The organism is Synechococcus sp. BO 8801 (assembly GCF_002252675.1).
In the GTDB taxonomy this organism is placed as follows: domain Bacteria; phylum Cyanobacteriota; class Cyanobacteriia; order PCC-6307; family Cyanobiaceae; genus Cyanobium.
This window is the reverse complement of sequence record NZ_NQKY01000009.1, coordinates 126681-141247: the sequence shown is the minus strand read 5'-3', so window position 1 is coordinate 141247 and position 14567 is coordinate 126681. Positions and strand designations below refer to the sequence as shown.

Genomic DNA, 14567 nt, shown 5'->3' with positions numbered 1-14567 from the left:
AGGGCCGCCTGCTCCCGACCGCTGAGCACCAGTTCCGCGCGCCAGCGGGCCAGCAGCTGGCGGCAGCGCTCGGCGGCGGGGGGGGCGGCGATCGCCGCTGCCGGTGCCGCCGTCGTCATGGGGCGGTCTCCGCGGCGGAGGCGGGCCGGCGCCACCAGCCCGCCAGCACCGCCAGCACGGCCTCGGGCCCGATCACCCCCACGAAGCCGCCGAATTCATCGACCACCACGCGAACCCCGGAGCCGTTGCGGCGGAAGCTGGTGAGCAGCCGGTCGGCCCGGATCATCTCCGGCACGAACTCGACCGGTTCGCAGAGATCGGCGGCCTGGCTGGCCCCCCGTCCCTCCACCAGGGCGGTGAGCAGCTGCTCGCGGCTGGCCACCCCCAGCACCTCGTCCACCTCCTCCCCCAGCACCACCCACCAGGCGGTGGTGTGGCGCAGCAGGGTGGAGCGCTGCTCATCGAGGCTCTGGTGGCCCGCCAGGGTGGGGGCCGACACCCGGGGCAGCATCAGGTCCCGGGCGGTGAGGTCGTTGAGCTGGAACACCTTGGCGATCATGGCGGCCTCGTCGGCCTCGATCTGGCCCTTCTGGGAACCCAGCCGGGCCAGCAGGCGGATCTCCTCCTCGTCGGTGCTGATCTCGTTCTCGGCCGTGATCGCCGGCAGGATCCGCTCCAGCAGCAGCACCAGGGGCAGCATCAGCTTGGTGAACAGCCCAAGCCCGGGGGCGACCGCCAGGGACACGGGCAGGGCAAGCTTGCTGCCGATCGCCTTGGGCAGGATCTCCCCCAGCAGGATCACCAGCACGGTGAGGGCAACCGAGAACAGGGGCAGGGCGGGACCGCTGACGCCATAGCGGGCAAAGACGACGCTGGCGAAGCCGCCCACCATCAGGCTGCCGAAGATGTTGAAGATGTTGTTGGCGATCACCAGCACCGCCAGGGTGCGGCCCAGGCGCTGACGCAGGGCCTCCAGCCGCCGGGCCCCCGCCACCGGCCGGGGGCGGCTCGCCAGTTCATGCACCTTCACCGGATTGACGGTGAGCAGGGCCGCCTCCACCCCCGAACACAGAAAGGACCCCATCAGCATCCCGACCACCGCCAGCACCAGGAGCAGGAGATCGTTCATCCGCGGCTGATCGAAACAGACAGGATCGGCACGTGCAGGTTCGGGGGGATCACGTGTATTTAATCGGCTGTGCCATCTTCTCGCTGTCCACCCCTTCGCTTCGATGCCCCCGACCCCCCCGATCGACCTCGCCCTGCTGGCCCGCCGTCGCCAGCGGTTTCTGCAGCAGCTGGGCGGCGCGGCCGCGGTGATCCCGGGGGCGGCGCTGGTGACCCACCACGCCGACGTGGAGCACAGCTTCCGCCAGAACAGCGATTTCTGGTATCTCACCGGCTTCGACGAGCCCGGTGCCGTGGCCCTGTTCCTGCCCCACCGGCCCGAGACCCCCTTCGTGCTGTTCGTCGAGGCGAAGGATCCGGGGGCCGAGGTCTGGAACGGCTTCCGCTGGGGCTGCGACGGGGCCGTCAGCACGTTCGGCGCCGATGTGGCCCATCCCCGCAGCGAGCTGGCCGAGCGGCTGCCGGAGTACCTCGATGGTGCCGAGGGGATCGCCTTCCGGGTGGGCCGCCATCCCCTGGTGGAGCCCCTGGTGCTGGCCGCCTGGGGGCGCCAGCTGGATCGGGCCCCCCGCAGCGGCAAGGCCGCCCTCGGACTGGTGGCCCCCTGCCCCCTGCTCCACGAGCTGCGGCTGCGCAAGGAACCCGAGGAACTGGCCCGCCTGCGGGAGGCCGCCCGCATCTCCGCCGAGGCCCATGAACTGGCCCGGCAGGTGGCCCGGCCCGGCCTCAGCGAACGGCAGGTGCAGGCCGTGATCGAGCAGCACTTTCTTGAGCAGGGAGCGCGCGGGCCTGCCTACGGATCCATCGTGGCCGGGGGCGACAACGCCTGCGTCCTGCACTACACCGCCAACGGCGACCGGCTGCGGGACGGCGACCTGCTGCTGATCGATGCCGGCTGCAGCCTCAGCGATTACTACAACGGCGATATCACCCGCACCTTCCCGGTCAACGGGCGCTTCAGCGGCGAGCAGCGGGCCCTCTACGAGCTGGTGCTGGCCGCCCAGGAGGCGGCGGTGGCGGCGGTGGCCCCGGGCCAGACCGCCGAAGCGGTCCACGACACCGCCGTGCGGGTGCTGGTGGAGGGGCTGGTGGAGCTGGGCCTGCTGAACGGCGCGGTGGACGGGCTGATCGAGCAGGGGGCCTACCGCCATCTCTACATGCACCGCACCGGCCACTGGCTGGGGCTCGATGTCCACGACGTGGGCGCGTACCGGCTCGGCGAGCACCACGTGGCCCTCGAGGCGGGCATGGTGCTCACGGTGGAACCCGGCCTCTACATCAGCGACCGGCTGGCGGTGCCCGAGGGCCAGCCCGCCATCGAGGAGCGCTGGAAGGGGATCGGCATCCGCATCGAGGATGACGTGGCGGTGAGCGACCACGGCCACGAGGTGCTCACCGCCGCCGCCCTCAAGGCGCCGGCGGCGATGGAACGCTGAACAGATCCAGCACCTGGGTGGTGGAACCCAGGATGCGGTCGGCGCCCGCCTGGCGCAGCTGGTGCTCGTAGCGCTGCCGCTCGGCCTCCCGGCCGGCCTGCTGCAGGTGGGGCGGCGCCACGGCCAGGGCCTCGAAGCGCTGGCCGGGCACCCGGGCGCGGGCCCGGCGCACCGTCTCCACGTCGGCCACGGTGTCGCCCAGGTAGGCCACGGGCGGGGCCCCGGCCCCCAGGGGCCCACGGGCCAGGGTGGCCGCCAGGGCCAGCAGGCCGGTGGGGTCGGGCTTGTCGGGGGCCTGGCCCATGGCCACCAGGGGCGGCGCCACCAGCTGCAGCCGCTGCTCCAGCACGAAGCGGGCGGAGGGGGGCTCGGCGCCGCTGACGAAGCCCCAGGCGATCCCCCGGTCGCTGAGGGCAGCGAAGAAGGGGGCGTCCACCAGCAGGGGCTCGCTGCCGATGAAGCCGCGCCAGAGGGCGGGGTCCCCCTCCGGATCGCCGCCGAAGTAGTGGTCGCTGAACACCGCCACCAGGCGATCCCAGGCGGGCAGGGGATCGGTGCCGTGGCGACGCAGCAGCTCCATCGAGGCCTGCCAGTCGTTGTTCCAGCAGCCCTCCCCCTTGAGGGCGTCGATCACGGCGCTCTCCGGGGCCCAGCCGCTGAAATGGCAGACGGTCTCGACGATGGCGCGCCGGTAGCTGCCCGCCACATCCCTGATCACGCCGTCGATGTCGAAGAGGAGGACGGCGCGGGGGGCGGCGGAGGCGGCCAGTGGGGTTGCTGCGAATCGGCTGGTAGGTTAGGCAATTGCCGTTTCTCCTTGAGCGCCGAAACCGTGACAGCCCCTGAGAGTGCCGAGGCCGCTGCCCTGAGCGCCATCCCGGCGGCCATCGCAGCCGACACGACCGAAGGGCGTCCGGTGCTGCGCGGCGGCAGTGCCGCCCTGGCCACCGCCACCATCGACGAGGACGGGGTTCCTTCGGGCTACACCCCCAAGGCCGATGAGGGCCGCTTCCTGGTGAAGATCCTCTGGCTCCCCGACAACGTCGCCCTGGCGGTGGATCAGATCGTCGGCGGCGGGCCCAGCCCCCTCACCGCTTACTTCTTCTGGCCCCGGGAAGACGCCTGGGAAACCCTCAAGGGCGAGCTCGAGGCCAAGAGCTGGATCACCGACAACGAGCGGGTCGAGATCCTCAACAAGGCCACCGAGGTGATCAACTACTGGCAGGAGGAAGGGCGCGGCAAATCCCTCGAGGAAGCCAAGCTCAAGTTCCCCGACGTCACCTTCTGCGGGACCGCCTGATCCCCGGGCCTCAGGTCCCGGCCGCGTCACGCTCGAAGCCCTCGGCGGCCGCGGCCGTCTCCGGGCTGCCGAACAGGCCGGCGGCGATCGCCGGGCTGATCGTGTGGTGCGCCAGACCGGCGGCGGCCAGCCGGGCCAGATCCTGCGGCTGGCGCAGGCTGGCCACCAGCAGCCGCGTGCTGGATCCCACCCCCTCCAGGGCCCGCTGCATGGCGATCAGTTCGCCGTGGCCATCCCGGCCCAGATCGCTGATCCGCCCCAGGTAGGCGGCGATGCCATCGGCGCCCAGGGCAGCGGCCACCAGCACCTGGGCCACCTCGTAACAGGCCGTGAAGGTGACCGGGACGCCCTCGGCGATCAGGTCGCGCGCCACCACGGCACCCTGGCGGGTGATCGGCACCTTCACGAACACCCGCTGGGGATCGAGGGCGGCCAGGGCCCGGCCGTTCGCCAGCTGCTGCGAACCATCGCCGCCCCAGGTCTGCAGATGGATCTCCCGGCAGTCGAGGGCCGCGGCCCGTGCGCTCAGCTGCGCCAGGTGGTCGAGGCGGCAGGGCTGACCGGCCCGCCGCAGCAGGGTCGGGTTGGTGGTGACGCCCTGGAACAGGCCGCTGGGCAGCCAGCGTTCCCACTCCAGGGGGTCGGCGCAGTCGAGCAGCAGACGCAGGGCCATGGGGTTCAGGGGGTAGGGGCGGCCGGGGTGACGGCCCATTGCCGGTCGAGGGCCTCCAGCAGGGCGGGGCAGGCACCCAGTGCCCGCAGGGGGCGGTGGGGTCTGGCGGCAGCAGGTTGGGCGGCCGGGAGTGTCCCGTCGCGGTGATCGACCGCCGGGAGATCGGCGGCAATCAGGGCGGCGAGGGGATCGGCGGCGGCCGCGGCCTTCAGCGGGGCGGGATCCTGCCGGCCCTGGCGCAGGGCGACGAACAGCTCGCGGCGGCGGCGCAGCTCCAGGGGAATGGCGGCCGGCTGGCCGCAGAGCCGGGGAGCTGGGCACCGCCGGCAGAGCTGTCGGGCTGCGGGGCCAGTGCCAGGCCAGCCAGCTCCCCCCGGCGCCGGCCAGGGCCAGGCCGATGGCCACCGCCCGGCCGATCGCCGGACGTCCTCGCCGGGGAGTGGGTGCCTGGGCGGGCTCCGTTGCAGGGGGCTCCGGGGTCGCCAAAGGAGCCGGTGCGACGGGCGGCGGGGGCTGGGGCGGGGGTGGTGGCGGCCCGCCGCCTGGGCTCCAGACACGACCAACCGCCACGGTCACGTCGTCGCCGCTGCCCTCGCGGCTGATCCGGTCCAGCGCCGCCGGCAGGGTGCCGGCCGCCTCGGGGTCCGCCTCGCCGTCGCCGCGGGCCAGCCAGGCCGCCAGGGTGAGGAAGTCGCCATCGGTGGCACAGGACTTGCGGATGCCGTCGGTGCAGAGCACCAGGGCAAACTCGCCTGCTCCGCCATCGATCGGATGCAGCCCCGCCCGGCGGGCGAACAGGGAGGCGGCCCGGGGCTGGCAGAGGCTGCAGGTGGCCTCCCCGAGGGCGGTGGGCTCGTTCTCCTCCTCCAGCAGCCGGGCCTGGCCGTCCGCCTCCACCCGCACCAGATCCCAGTCCCCCAGGCCGGTGTGGCCCCACCAGCGGGGGGTCATCACCACCAGGCCCAGGGTGCTGCCGTAGAGCAGGGCCTCGAAGCCGCCCTCCCCCGGATCGCTCTGCCAGTGGGCCGCCACCGCCTCCAGCCAGTCGCGCTGGATCGCCTCGGGCAGCTCCCGCTCCAGCCAGCGGCGCCAGCCCTCCTCCCCCGTGTCCAGGGGCCTGGCCGCCAGGGCGCCCTGCACCGCGGCCAGGGCCGTTTCGCAGGCCAGGCGACTGCCCACCTCGCTGCGCCGGTAGCGGCGCCCGCCATGGCCGTCGGCCACCGCCATCACCATCACCGGCTGGCCCTCGAGGCCCCGCAGCTCGCGGCAGAGGACGGCGTCCTGGCAGGGCCGGCCGGCGCGGCGGTGGGCGGCCCCGGTCCGGCTGGCACCGATCGGCGCCACCCAGCGGTTCACCACACCACGGGACCGACGTCGTCGGTGGGATCGAGCACGGTGGGGGGCAGATCCGGCAGGGGGATGTTGCCCGCCGCGGGCTCCAGGGGCGTCTCGCTCACCCGGCTGGCGGGCATCGAGGCGGCCCCCACCACCGCCGTGGAAGCCCACTGGATGTACTGGGCCAGGGAGGTGGCGTTGCCCGCCTGCAGCGGTCGGCGGGGGGAACGCCCCCCCGTTGCCGGCTCGCTGCCGATGAACCGCTGCAGCACCTCCAGGTCGGCGTCGTGGCCGAGGGCGATGGCCAGGCGCACCGCCTTCTGGGCCCAGGGCACCCGCCGCAGGGCCTCGAGGCCGCCGGCGAAGTCATCGGTGGGCTGGCCGTCGGAGATCAGCACCAGCACCGGCGGCAGGGCGCGCACCTCCATCGGCGGGGTCTGGAGTGCTGCCGCCACCAGCTGCAGGGCGGCCCCCATCGCCGTGATGCCTCCGGCCTGCAGATCGCGCCACTCCAGCTGATCCACCGGCGTGGGGGTCTCGATGTGCCAGGCGGCACGGTCGGCGAAACTCACGGCCCGCACCAGCACCCGGGCCTCCGGGTTGTCCCGGGCGACCGCCGCCATGCCCGGCAGCGACTGGCGGATGGCCTGGTTGAGGGCCTGCATCTTGCCCGAGGCGGCCATGGAGCCGGAGCAGTCGCAGAGGTAGAGGAAATGGAGCGGCCGGTTGGCCAGCTTGACGTCGGGAAACGGCATCTCTCAGGCGGCGGGGGCTGGCGGGATGGGGCGCTGCACGGCGATCGGACCCGCCGGGGTGAGGATCCGGGTGAGTGCCGCGAGGCTACAGCTCTCGCCAGGCCCCACCGGCCAGCTGCGGCCGTCGGCGGCCTCGGCGCTCCAGGCGGCGGCCGAGAGATTGCACAGACCCAGGCGACGGGGCTCCTGGGGGTGGGCCACCACCCGGGCGAGCGGCCGGCGCAGATCCTCCCCGACCAGGGCATCGAAGTGGTGGGGGTGCAGCTCGTTGTCCGGGGCGGCCAGCACCGAACCCCGGGGCAGGGCCAGGGTGATCGGCTCCGGCAGGGGGCTGCCGCAGCTCCAGCACAGCGCCGGGGCGCCTGCGGCCTGGAAGTTCTCCTGGCCGCAGGCGGGGCAGAGGCTGCGTTGATCGAGGGTGCGGGCCAGCTCCTGCTTCCACTGGCCGGTGAGGGCCCGGCGCGAGGGCTGCTTCATGCCGCGGCAGAAGGTCTGCTCGAACAGGGCCTGGAGGGGGCGGGGATAGATGGGCCAGGTGATCAGGGCGGCCGCGTGCTCGATCGGGTCGGGCCTGTTGCGGGCATCCACCGGATCGAAGATGAACACCGGGTCCTCGCCGCAGAGGCGCCGGCGGGCCGGCTCGTCGAGGCAGCGGATCGCCAGCTCCATCTGGCCCTTGAGGGGATCGTGGCGGGTGAGCAGCCGGAACAGCAGCACCGCCAGGGAGAAGAGGTCGCTGTCGGCCCCGGGCCGGGCCTGCCCCAGCAGCACCTCGGGGGCCATGAAGCCCGGGGTCCCCAGCACGGCGCCGTGGTCGGCCCCATCCACCGCGACGTTGTCGTTGTCGCAGATGAGGATGCCGCCGCCGCCGGGCTCCAGGAAGAGGTTGCCCAGGGAGACGTCCTTGTAACAGAGGCCCGCCAGGTGCAGGGCGTGGAAGGCGTCGGCCAGGCCGAAGCAGGCCCGCAGCACCTGGCGCAGGCCGATCGCCAGCCGGCCGGCGGCATGCTCGCTGGCCCCCACGTAGGCGGCGGGCCGCAGGGGCATCAGATAGCCGAAGCTCTCCTCGCGGATGCGGATCAGGGGCCGGCTGGCGGGGCTGGCCCGCAGCAGGGCGATCGGCCAGAGGAAGGCGTCATTCGGTGCGGTGGCCCGGATGCTGGCGGCCAGGCGCCGCTCCAGGCCGGCGTCGCGGGCGATGCAGGCCGGCAGGTACCACTTCAGGGCCAGCCGCTCCCCCTCCAGCTCCACCTCGTACACCTGGCCCTGGGTGCCGCCCCCGAGGCCGCGGACGATCCGCAGCGGGGCGGCCAGCCCCTCGAAGTCGAGGCTGGCGCCCTCGGGCAGGATCCAGTTCACGGCCGCCTCCCGGCCGGGGCCGCCGCCGCCATCGCCCGGCGGATGCCGTTGCGGTGGGCCAGGGCCGTCGCCAGGCTGTCGAAGCGGTGCCGGTAGGCCAGGCCGTCCTGGAGCGTCACCTCAAGCAGATGCTCCCAGCGGGAGCCCAGCACGATCCAGCCCGCCAGCGCCCCCGCCTGCAGCGGCCAGAACAGCCAGGGGAAGGGGAGCAGCAGCAGCCCGCCCAGGCAGAGCAGCAGCCACCAGCTGAAGGCCTGGGGATGGCGCCGGCGGCTGCGCACGTAGGCCGAGCGGATCCGATCAAGGGGCAGGGAACGGCCGGCGAAATCCAGCTGTCCGGCCACCGCCGTCGGCACCGGCGCCGGCCGCCCGCGGGTGGCAGCGGCGGCAGGGGCCGCGGGGGGGGCGCTGGGGGAGCCGGCGCGGAACTGGAGCACCGGCCCGTTCAGGCCCAGGCGGATCTCGTCGCCGTCGGAGAGGGGGCGGCAGTCTTTGAGTCGGGCCCCCTCGAGATAGGTGCCGTTGGCACTGCCCAGGTCGCAAAGCAGCCACTGGCCCGGCCGGGTGCGCGACACCCGCACCAGGGCATGGTGGCGGGAGACGCCCCGGGCCTCGGCCAGGCAGAGGCTGCTGGCCGGATCCCGACCGATGGAGAGGGGCGTGCGGGGATCCAGCGGCACGCTCCGGCCGGGATCGTCACGCAGCACCAGGCGGGGAAGGGCGCCCATCAGGGGTCGTCCACCGCACCGCCGCGGCGGCCGAGCCGGCGATCGGCCAGGAACCGGCCCCACCAGCCCACCGGTTCCCCCTCCCGCCAGGGGACAACCCGCCCGGGGAACAGCAGCGCCCAGCTGGCCAGCAGCAGGGCCACCAGCAGCAGCAGCAGCAGCACCCAGCCGGGGATCGCCCCCACCCAGGTGGCGGCGAAGCTGGCCCGCACCGCATACACCCCGATGGTCAGGGCGATCCAGATGCGGAAGGGTGCCCATGGATCCCGGCGTTGCTCCACCTGGCCGGCCGCTCCGATCGCTGCGGGTAGCGTATGGGAGCAAGGCGGACGGGCCCGGGATGGTGGGGACGACGGAGCAGGCGTCGCCGGGCGACAGCACTTCACCCAGCACCGCACCCAGCGCCGCACCTGCCACCTCTGTTGACGCCGCACCAGCCGCCGACTCCCCCAGCGCTCCGGCCGGAGCCGCCGGCTGGGCCGGCCTCTGGCGGGCCCTGACCGCCCCAACGGCGGGCGGGCGACGCCGGGACCTGACGGCGGCCCTCGGGGGGCTGAGGCACCACGGCGCCTGGCTGGAACTCTGGATCGGCGGCCAGTGCCGCCGGCGGCTGGCGCTGGAGGGGGGCCGCTACCGCATCGGCCGGGATCCCCTCTGCGAGCTGCAGGCCGACGCCACCGGCGTCAGCCGGGTGCACGCGATCGTGGAGCAGGAGCGGCCCGGTGACCGGGATTACGTGGGCGAGGACTTCGGCTCGGCCAACGGCCTGTTCCACCGCGATCGCCGCATCCGCTCCCTCCGCCTGCGGGACGGGGACCGGCTCCAGCTCGGTTCCCCGCTCAAGGGGGAGGCGCCCACCCTGGTGTACCGCCATCCCCGCAGCCCCCTGGGGCAACTGGTGCACTGGGGCGCCATCGGTGCCCTGGTGGGCTCGGGCGTTGCCCTGGGGGGCCTGCTGCTGGCCACCACCGTCGCCGGCGGCTCCTCGATCCGCTCGGTGAGCGGACCGGTGAAGGTGTTCTCCACCGACGGCCGCCAGATCGATGCGGCCGAGGGCTCCTCGACGGCCCTGCCGACCCTGGCCGACTACCCCCTGCACCTGCGCCAGGCCCTGATCGCCTCCGAGGATTCGCGCTTCGGCTGGAACAGCGGCATCGACCTGTTCGGCACCCTGCGCTCCCTGGTGCAGGGCACCGGCGGCGGCAGCGGCCTCACCCAGCAGGTGGCCCGCATGGTCTACCCGGCGGTGGGCACCGACGTGTCGGTGGCCCGCAAGCTGCGGGAGCTGTGGGTGGCCTGGCAGCTGGAGGCGGGCTTCAGCAAGAACCGCATCCTCAAGATGTACCTCGACCGGGCCTACCTGGGCCTGGGGGCGGAGGGCTTCGAGCAGGCGGCCCAGCTCTACTTCCGCAAGTCGGCCAGCGCCCTGGACGTGGCGGAGTCGGCGTTCCTGGTGGGCCTGCTGCCGAGCCCCAACAGCTACAGCCCCTGCAACCGGGAGAACCCCACCTGGGGCCGGGAGCGCCGCGACCTGGTGCTGGGGCGGATGCACGCCGAGGGCTACCTCTCCGACCAGGCGCTGATCGACGCCCGCCGCCGGCCGCTGAACATCGACCCCTCCGCCTGCCGCGAATCCACCTATTCCAGCTACCCCTTCTTCAGCGACTACGTGATCGGTGAGCTGGAAGGGCGCCGCTTCGCCCTCGACCTCAGCAGTGCGGAGGCCCGGGGCAACTACGCCGTGATCAGCAGCATCGATCCGCGCCTGCAGGCCATCGCCCAGAAGCAGCTGAAGGCGTTCCTCGAGGGGCCGGGGGGCCGGGCCGGGCTCACCCAGGGCGCGATGATCTCGATCGACTACGCCACCGGCGCGATCCTGGCCTACGTCGGCGGCGGCGATTACAGCCGCTCGAGCTTCGATCGGGTGCAGGCCCTGCGTCAGCCCGGATCCACCTTCAAGCTGTTCGCCTTCCTGGCGGCCCTGGAGGCCGGGGCCAAGCCCGGCGATGCCGTCTCCTGCGCCCCGCTCTCCTACGTGGCCGGTTGTCGGGGCGGCGGTGGCAGCACCAGCGTGGCGGCGGGCTTCGCCAGCTCGGAGAACGTGGTGGCCCTGCGGCTGGCCCAGCAGGCCGGCCTGAACAAGGTGGTGGCCAAGGCCCGCCAGCTGGGCATCAGCACGCCGATGGAGGAGAGCTTCTCGATGGTGCTGGGCGGCAAGGAGACCTTCCTCTACGAGCTGGCCCGGGCCTACGCCGTGGTGGCCAACGGCGGCCGCTCGGTGCCCCTGCACGGCGTGACGCGCATCTACGACCTGGGCATCTGCGGCTCGGTGCGCTCCCTGGCCACCTGTCCGGCCGCCGGCGTCACCACACCGATCGGCGAGCGACCCCAGCAGCTGATCGAACCGGCGGTGGCCGCCGAGATGGATGCCCTGCTGCGGGGGGTGGTGAGCGGCGGCACCGGCCGCGCCGCCGGGGTGGTGGCCGATGCCCGCGGCAAGACCGGCACCACCGACAACGGCGTCGATGTGCTGTTTGTGGGCTACTCCCCCTCCAGCCGCATCCTCACCGGCATCTGGATGGGCAACGATGACAACCGCCCCGCCGAGGCCGCCTCCGGCGCCCTGGTGGCCGAGCTCTGGGGGCGGTACATGCGCGCCCTGGCGGGCTGAGAGGGCACCGACCCGACACTCAGCCCAGCCAGCCCAGGCTCCTGCCCAGCTCCTGGGCGCGGGTCACCAGGGCCCAGGCGACGCCGGCCACGGTGCCCCAGCACCAGGGGCTGCTGAGGAGCCGGGCCAGGGGGGTGCTGGTGTCCTGGGGGTCGCGGCGGGGCAGCTGCCAGCCCAGCTGCAGTGCCCCGTAGACCACCAGCAGCACCCAGGCCGGGAAGTCGACCTCACCGACCGGGAAGGGGTGGACCTTCCAGTGCAGGAGGCTGAGGGTGCAGGCCAGGGCGATCAGGCCGGCGATGGGCCCGGAGGCGCCGTCCCACTGCCGCAGCACCCGGGCCCGGCGGGCCACCAGCACCGCCGGCGCCGTGGTGGCCAGGGCGACGAGCGCGTAGCGCAGCAGCAGGGAGGAGAGGGGCAGCGGCGAACGGCCCAGCACGATCACCAGGATCCCCAGGTTGAGCAGGGCCTCGCCGTTGGCGGCATGGATCCAGGGGGCGGTGATCCAGCACCAGGCGCGGTGGGGGTCAGCGCTGGCCTCGAGGGTCAGGGGCCAGCGGCGGCGCAGGGGCCTCAGGGGGCCGAGGGCCAGGGCCTGGATCAGTGCCAGGGCCAGCACCAGCACGAGGCCGCTGCTCCAGCCCCAGGGATCGAAGAACCACGTCTCCAGCTCCCCGCCGGCCCAGAACAGCACCGGGGCCGAGGCCGCGGCCAGGGCCAGCCCCGGGCCGAGGGGCCGCAGGATCTCCAGCCAGCCCAGCGGTGTGGTCGGGGCAGCCACAGGGGAGCCGGAAGCAATCGAATCGGAACCCGGCCTGGAGGAGGCCACACCGGAGCTGGCCTCGAGCAGGTCGAGCAGTTCGGCCAGCACAGCCGGGGCATAGATCCCGGCCAGATGGCTGCTGAGGGCAGCGATGGCGCTGCGCTGGGGCCCACCCTGGAGCTGCAGTACCCGCTGCAGCAGGGGCTGGGTGGCCAGGTCCCGGACGGGACCGCGCAGAGACTCCTCCGCCCCGAGGGCGTCGATCAGGCGGTTGGCGAGGGCCTGGGGGTTGTCCAGGCTGACGGAACCGGTGGCGATCCACTCCCGCAGCTGCAGGCCCAGCTCCCGACCCTTGCCCATGGCCGCGGCGTCCCGGTCCGCTGGGGCGCGATCAGGCGCCCGTGCTGGCCTGGAGACGGGCGCGGGCGCGGGCGAGGGCCTGCTGGGCCTTCACCTTCTCGGGGCTGGGGTCGGAGCCTTCCAGCGCCGCCGCGGCCTGCTGGGCCGCCTCGAAATCGCTCTGGGCGGCAGCGGCGTTGATGCTGCTGCCCAGCTCGGCACCGTTGACGAGCACGGTGACCTCATTGGCCACCACCTCGGCGAAGCCCCCCATCAGGGCGATCGACTGCCAGTTGGCGCCTTCCCGCACCCGCAGCACGCCGCTGTCGAGGGCGGTGAGCATGGAGACGTGGCCGGTGAGGATGCCGAGCTGGCCGGTGGTGCCGGGCAGGATCACTTCGTCGGCGGTGCCGTCGAAGACGCTCTGATCGGGGGCGAGGACGCGCAGGGTGAGGGTCATGGGGTTTCCCGGATCAGGACTTGGCTGCGGCGAGGATCTTGGCGGCCTTCGCCCTCACCTGGTCGATGTTGCCCACCAGGTAGAAGGCGGCTTCCGGCAGATCGTCGAGTTCGCCGGCGAGGATCATGTTGAAGCCCTTGATGGTGTCCTCGAGCTTCACGTACTCACCGGACTGGCCGGTGAAGATCTCGGCCACGAAGAACGGCTGGGAGAGGAACTTCTCGATCTTGCGGGCGCGATCCACCGTGCGGCGGTCGTCCTCGGAAAGTTCGTCCAGACCCAGGATCGCGATGATGTCCTGCAGTTCCTTGTAGCGCTGCAGGGTGGACTGGACGGCCCGGGCGGTGCGGTAGTGCTCGTCGCCCACGACGGCGGGCTGGAGCATGGTGCTGGTGGAATCGAGGGGATCCACCGCCGGGTAGATGCCCTTGGAGGCCAGACCGCGGCTCAGCACGGTGGTGGCGTCGAGGTGGGCGAAGGTGGTGGCGGGCGCCGGGTCGGTGAGGTCGTCGGCGGGGACGTAGACGGCCTGGATCGAGGTGATCGAACCCTCCAGGGTGGAGGTGATGCGCTCCTGCAGCTCACCCACGTCGGTGCCGAGGGTGGGCTGGTAGCCCACGGCCGAGGGCATGCGGCCCAGCAGGGCGCTCACTTCGGAGCCGGCCTGCACGAAGCGGAAGATGTTGTCGATGAACAGCAGCACGTCCTGCTTGTTCACGTCACGGAAGTGCTCCGCCATGGTGAGCGCCGACAGACCCACGCGCATGCGGGCGCCGGGGGGCTCGTTCATCTGGCCGTAGCAGAGCGCCACCTTCGACTTGGAGAGGTCGCCGGCGTTGATCACGCCCGACTCCTTGAACTCTTCGTAGAGGTCGTTGCCCTCGCGGGTGCGCTCACCCACGCCGCCGAACACCGAAACGCCGCCGTGCTCCTTGGCGATGTTGTTGATCAGCTCCTGGATCAGCACGGTCTTGCCGACGCCGGCGCCACCGAACAGACCCACCTTGCCGCCCTGGCGGTAGGGGGCCAGCAGGTCGATCACCTTGATGCCGGTCTCGAAAACGCGGGGCTTGGTCTCGAGCTCGGTGAGCTTGGGAGCCTGGCGGTGGATCGGGGCGGTCATGGTCGTGGAGACCGGACCCTGCTCGTCAACGGGCTCACCCAGCACGTTGAAGATGCGGCCCAGGGTGGCCTCACCCACGGGGACGGAGATGGGGGCGCCGGTGTCAAGGGCGCTCATGCCGCGCACCAGGCCGTCGGTGCTGCTCATGGCCACGGCGCGGACCCGGTGGTCGCCCAGCAGCTGCTGCACTTCGGCGGTGAGGGCCACCTGCTGGCCAGCCGAATTCTTGCCTTCGATCCGAAGGGCGTTGAAGATCTTGGGCAGCTTGCCCGCAGGGAATTCAACGTCGAGGACCGGGCCGATCACCTGGCGCACGGTGCCTTTGGTACCAGGGACGGCGGGAGCGGCAGCAGCCATAGGTAAGGAGGGAAGGAGGGGTGCCAGCGGGATCCAACCACCCGTCTGAAGCCGCGCAACCTTACCACTGCAGGGTGCCTGGCGGCCTGGGGTTCGGTCACCCGCACAGCCCGGGGATGGCGTCGCAGCGAAGGCGCCAC

13 protein-coding genes are annotated in these 14567 nt (G+C 73.0%); 3 read left to right on the top strand and 10 right to left on the bottom strand.

Features of this window, described 5'->3' with window-relative positions; translation table 11 throughout:
- Window positions 1-115: 115 nt before the first annotated feature.
- Window positions 116-1129, bottom strand: a complete 1014-nt coding sequence (locus CJZ86_RS09175; RefSeq protein ID WP_094585641.1) for a CNNM domain-containing protein — start codon at window positions 1127-1129, stop codon at window positions 116-118.
- 103 nt (window positions 1130-1232) lie between these two features.
- Between CJZ86_RS09175 and CJZ86_RS09170 the strand changes: the two genes are divergently transcribed.
- Window positions 1233-2564 (top strand): aminopeptidase P N-terminal domain-containing protein, encoded by a 1332-nt coding sequence (locus CJZ86_RS09170; protein WP_094585640.1) that lies wholly within the window; start codon window positions 1233-1235, stop codon window positions 2562-2564.
- Here the strand turns inward: CJZ86_RS09170 and CJZ86_RS09165 are convergent.
- Complete coding sequence (locus CJZ86_RS09165) at window positions 2536-3333, bottom strand: TIGR01548 family HAD-type hydrolase (protein WP_286145710.1); 798 nt, start codon at window positions 3331-3333, stop codon at window positions 2536-2538. The genes CJZ86_RS09170 and CJZ86_RS09165 overlap by 29 nt on opposite strands.
- Window positions 3334-3381: 48 nt before the next feature.
- Between CJZ86_RS09165 and CJZ86_RS09160 the strand changes: the two genes are divergently transcribed.
- Entirely contained in the window at window positions 3382-3864 is a 483-nt protein-coding gene (locus tag CJZ86_RS09160) for a 30S ribosomal protein PSRP-3 (protein WP_094585638.1), read from the top strand.
- A 10-nt stretch (window positions 3865-3874) separates the two neighbouring features.
- On the opposite strand, the gene CJZ86_RS17625 is transcribed toward CJZ86_RS09160, so the two are convergent.
- From CJZ86_RS17625 to CJZ86_RS09135, 5 genes are read right to left on the bottom strand one after another with little or no spacing between them, the layout of a single operon-like run.
- A complete protein-coding gene (locus CJZ86_RS17625; RefSeq protein ID WP_158219535.1) occupies window positions 3875-5893 on the bottom strand; it encodes a transaldolase family protein in 2019 nt (672 codons plus the stop codon).
- Entirely contained in the window at window positions 5890-6627 is a 738-nt protein-coding gene (locus tag CJZ86_RS09150) for a vWA domain-containing protein (RefSeq protein ID WP_094585636.1), read from the bottom strand. Before CJZ86_RS09150 ends, CJZ86_RS17625 begins: the two co-directional genes overlap by 4 nt.
- A 3-nt stretch (window positions 6628-6630) precedes the next feature.
- Complete coding sequence (locus CJZ86_RS09145) at window positions 6631-7986, bottom strand: protein kinase domain-containing protein (RefSeq protein WP_094585635.1); 1356 nt, start codon at window positions 7984-7986, stop codon at window positions 6631-6633.
- Window positions 7983-8714 carry an FHA domain-containing protein gene (locus CJZ86_RS09140; protein ID WP_094585634.1) on the bottom strand — a complete coding sequence of 244 codons (732 nt, stop codon included), beginning with the start codon at window positions 8712-8714 and terminating at the stop codon, window positions 7983-7985. The genes CJZ86_RS09145 and CJZ86_RS09140 overlap by 4 nt, the downstream gene beginning before the upstream one ends.
- On the bottom strand, window positions 8714-8995 hold the full coding sequence (locus CJZ86_RS09135; RefSeq protein WP_094585633.1) for a hypothetical protein: 282 nt from the start codon (window positions 8993-8995) through the stop codon (window positions 8714-8716). The genes CJZ86_RS09140 and CJZ86_RS09135 overlap by 1 nt, the downstream gene beginning before the upstream one ends.
- Before the next feature lie 59 nt (window positions 8996-9054).
- On the opposite strand from CJZ86_RS09135, the gene CJZ86_RS09130 reads away from it, so the two are divergent.
- A complete protein-coding gene (locus tag CJZ86_RS09130; protein WP_094585632.1) occupies window positions 9055-11385 on the top strand; it encodes a transglycosylase domain-containing protein in 2331 nt (776 codons plus the stop codon).
- Between the two features lie 19 nt (window positions 11386-11404).
- Here CJZ86_RS09130 and CJZ86_RS09125 read toward each other — a convergent pair whose 3' ends face one another.
- The 3 genes from CJZ86_RS09125 to atpD are packed head-to-tail and all read right to left on the bottom strand — an operon-like array spanning window position 11405 to window position 14427.
- Window positions 11405-12508 (bottom strand): rhomboid family intramembrane serine protease, encoded by a 1104-nt coding sequence (locus tag CJZ86_RS09125; protein ID WP_094585631.1) that lies wholly within the window; start codon window positions 12506-12508, stop codon window positions 11405-11407.
- Between the two features lie 31 nt (window positions 12509-12539).
- Complete coding sequence (gene atpC / locus CJZ86_RS09120; protein ID WP_094585630.1) at window positions 12540-12947, bottom strand: ATP synthase F1 subunit epsilon; 408 nt, start codon at window positions 12945-12947, stop codon at window positions 12540-12542.
- 13 nt (window positions 12948-12960) lie between these two features.
- A complete protein-coding gene (gene atpD / locus CJZ86_RS09115; RefSeq protein WP_094585629.1) occupies window positions 12961-14427 on the bottom strand; it encodes a F0F1 ATP synthase subunit beta in 1467 nt (488 codons plus the stop codon).
- Window positions 14428-14567: the final 140 nt, after the last annotated feature.

Coding starts and splice junctions, on each gene's coding strand:
- atpD (WP_094585629.1), bottom strand. CDS start 14,427: ATGGCTGCTGCCGCTCCCGCCGTCCCTGGTACCAAAGGCACCGTGCGC.
- CJZ86_RS09125 (WP_094585631.1), bottom strand. CDS start 12,508: ATGGGCAAGGGTCGGGAGCTGGGCCTGCAGCTGCGGGAGTGGATCGCC.
- CJZ86_RS09150 (WP_094585636.1), bottom strand. CDS start 6,627: ATGCCGTTTCCCGACGTCAAGCTGGCCAACCGGCCGCTCCATTTCCTC.
- atpC (WP_094585630.1), bottom strand. CDS start 12,947: ATGACCCTCACCCTGCGCGTCCTCGCCCCCGATCAGAGCGTCTTCGAC.
- CJZ86_RS09175 (WP_094585641.1), bottom strand. CDS start 1,129: ATGAACGATCTCCTGCTCCTGGTGCTGGCGGTGGTCGGGATGCTGATG.
- CJZ86_RS09170 (WP_094585640.1), top strand. CDS start 1,233: ATGCCCCCGACCCCCCCGATCGACCTCGCCCTGCTGGCCCGCCGTCGC.
- CJZ86_RS09140 (WP_094585634.1), bottom strand. CDS start 8,714: ATGGGCGCCCTTCCCCGCCTGGTGCTGCGTGACGATCCCGGCCGGAGC.
- CJZ86_RS09130 (WP_094585632.1), top strand. CDS start 9,055: ATGGTGGGGACGACGGAGCAGGCGTCGCCGGGCGACAGCACTTCACCC.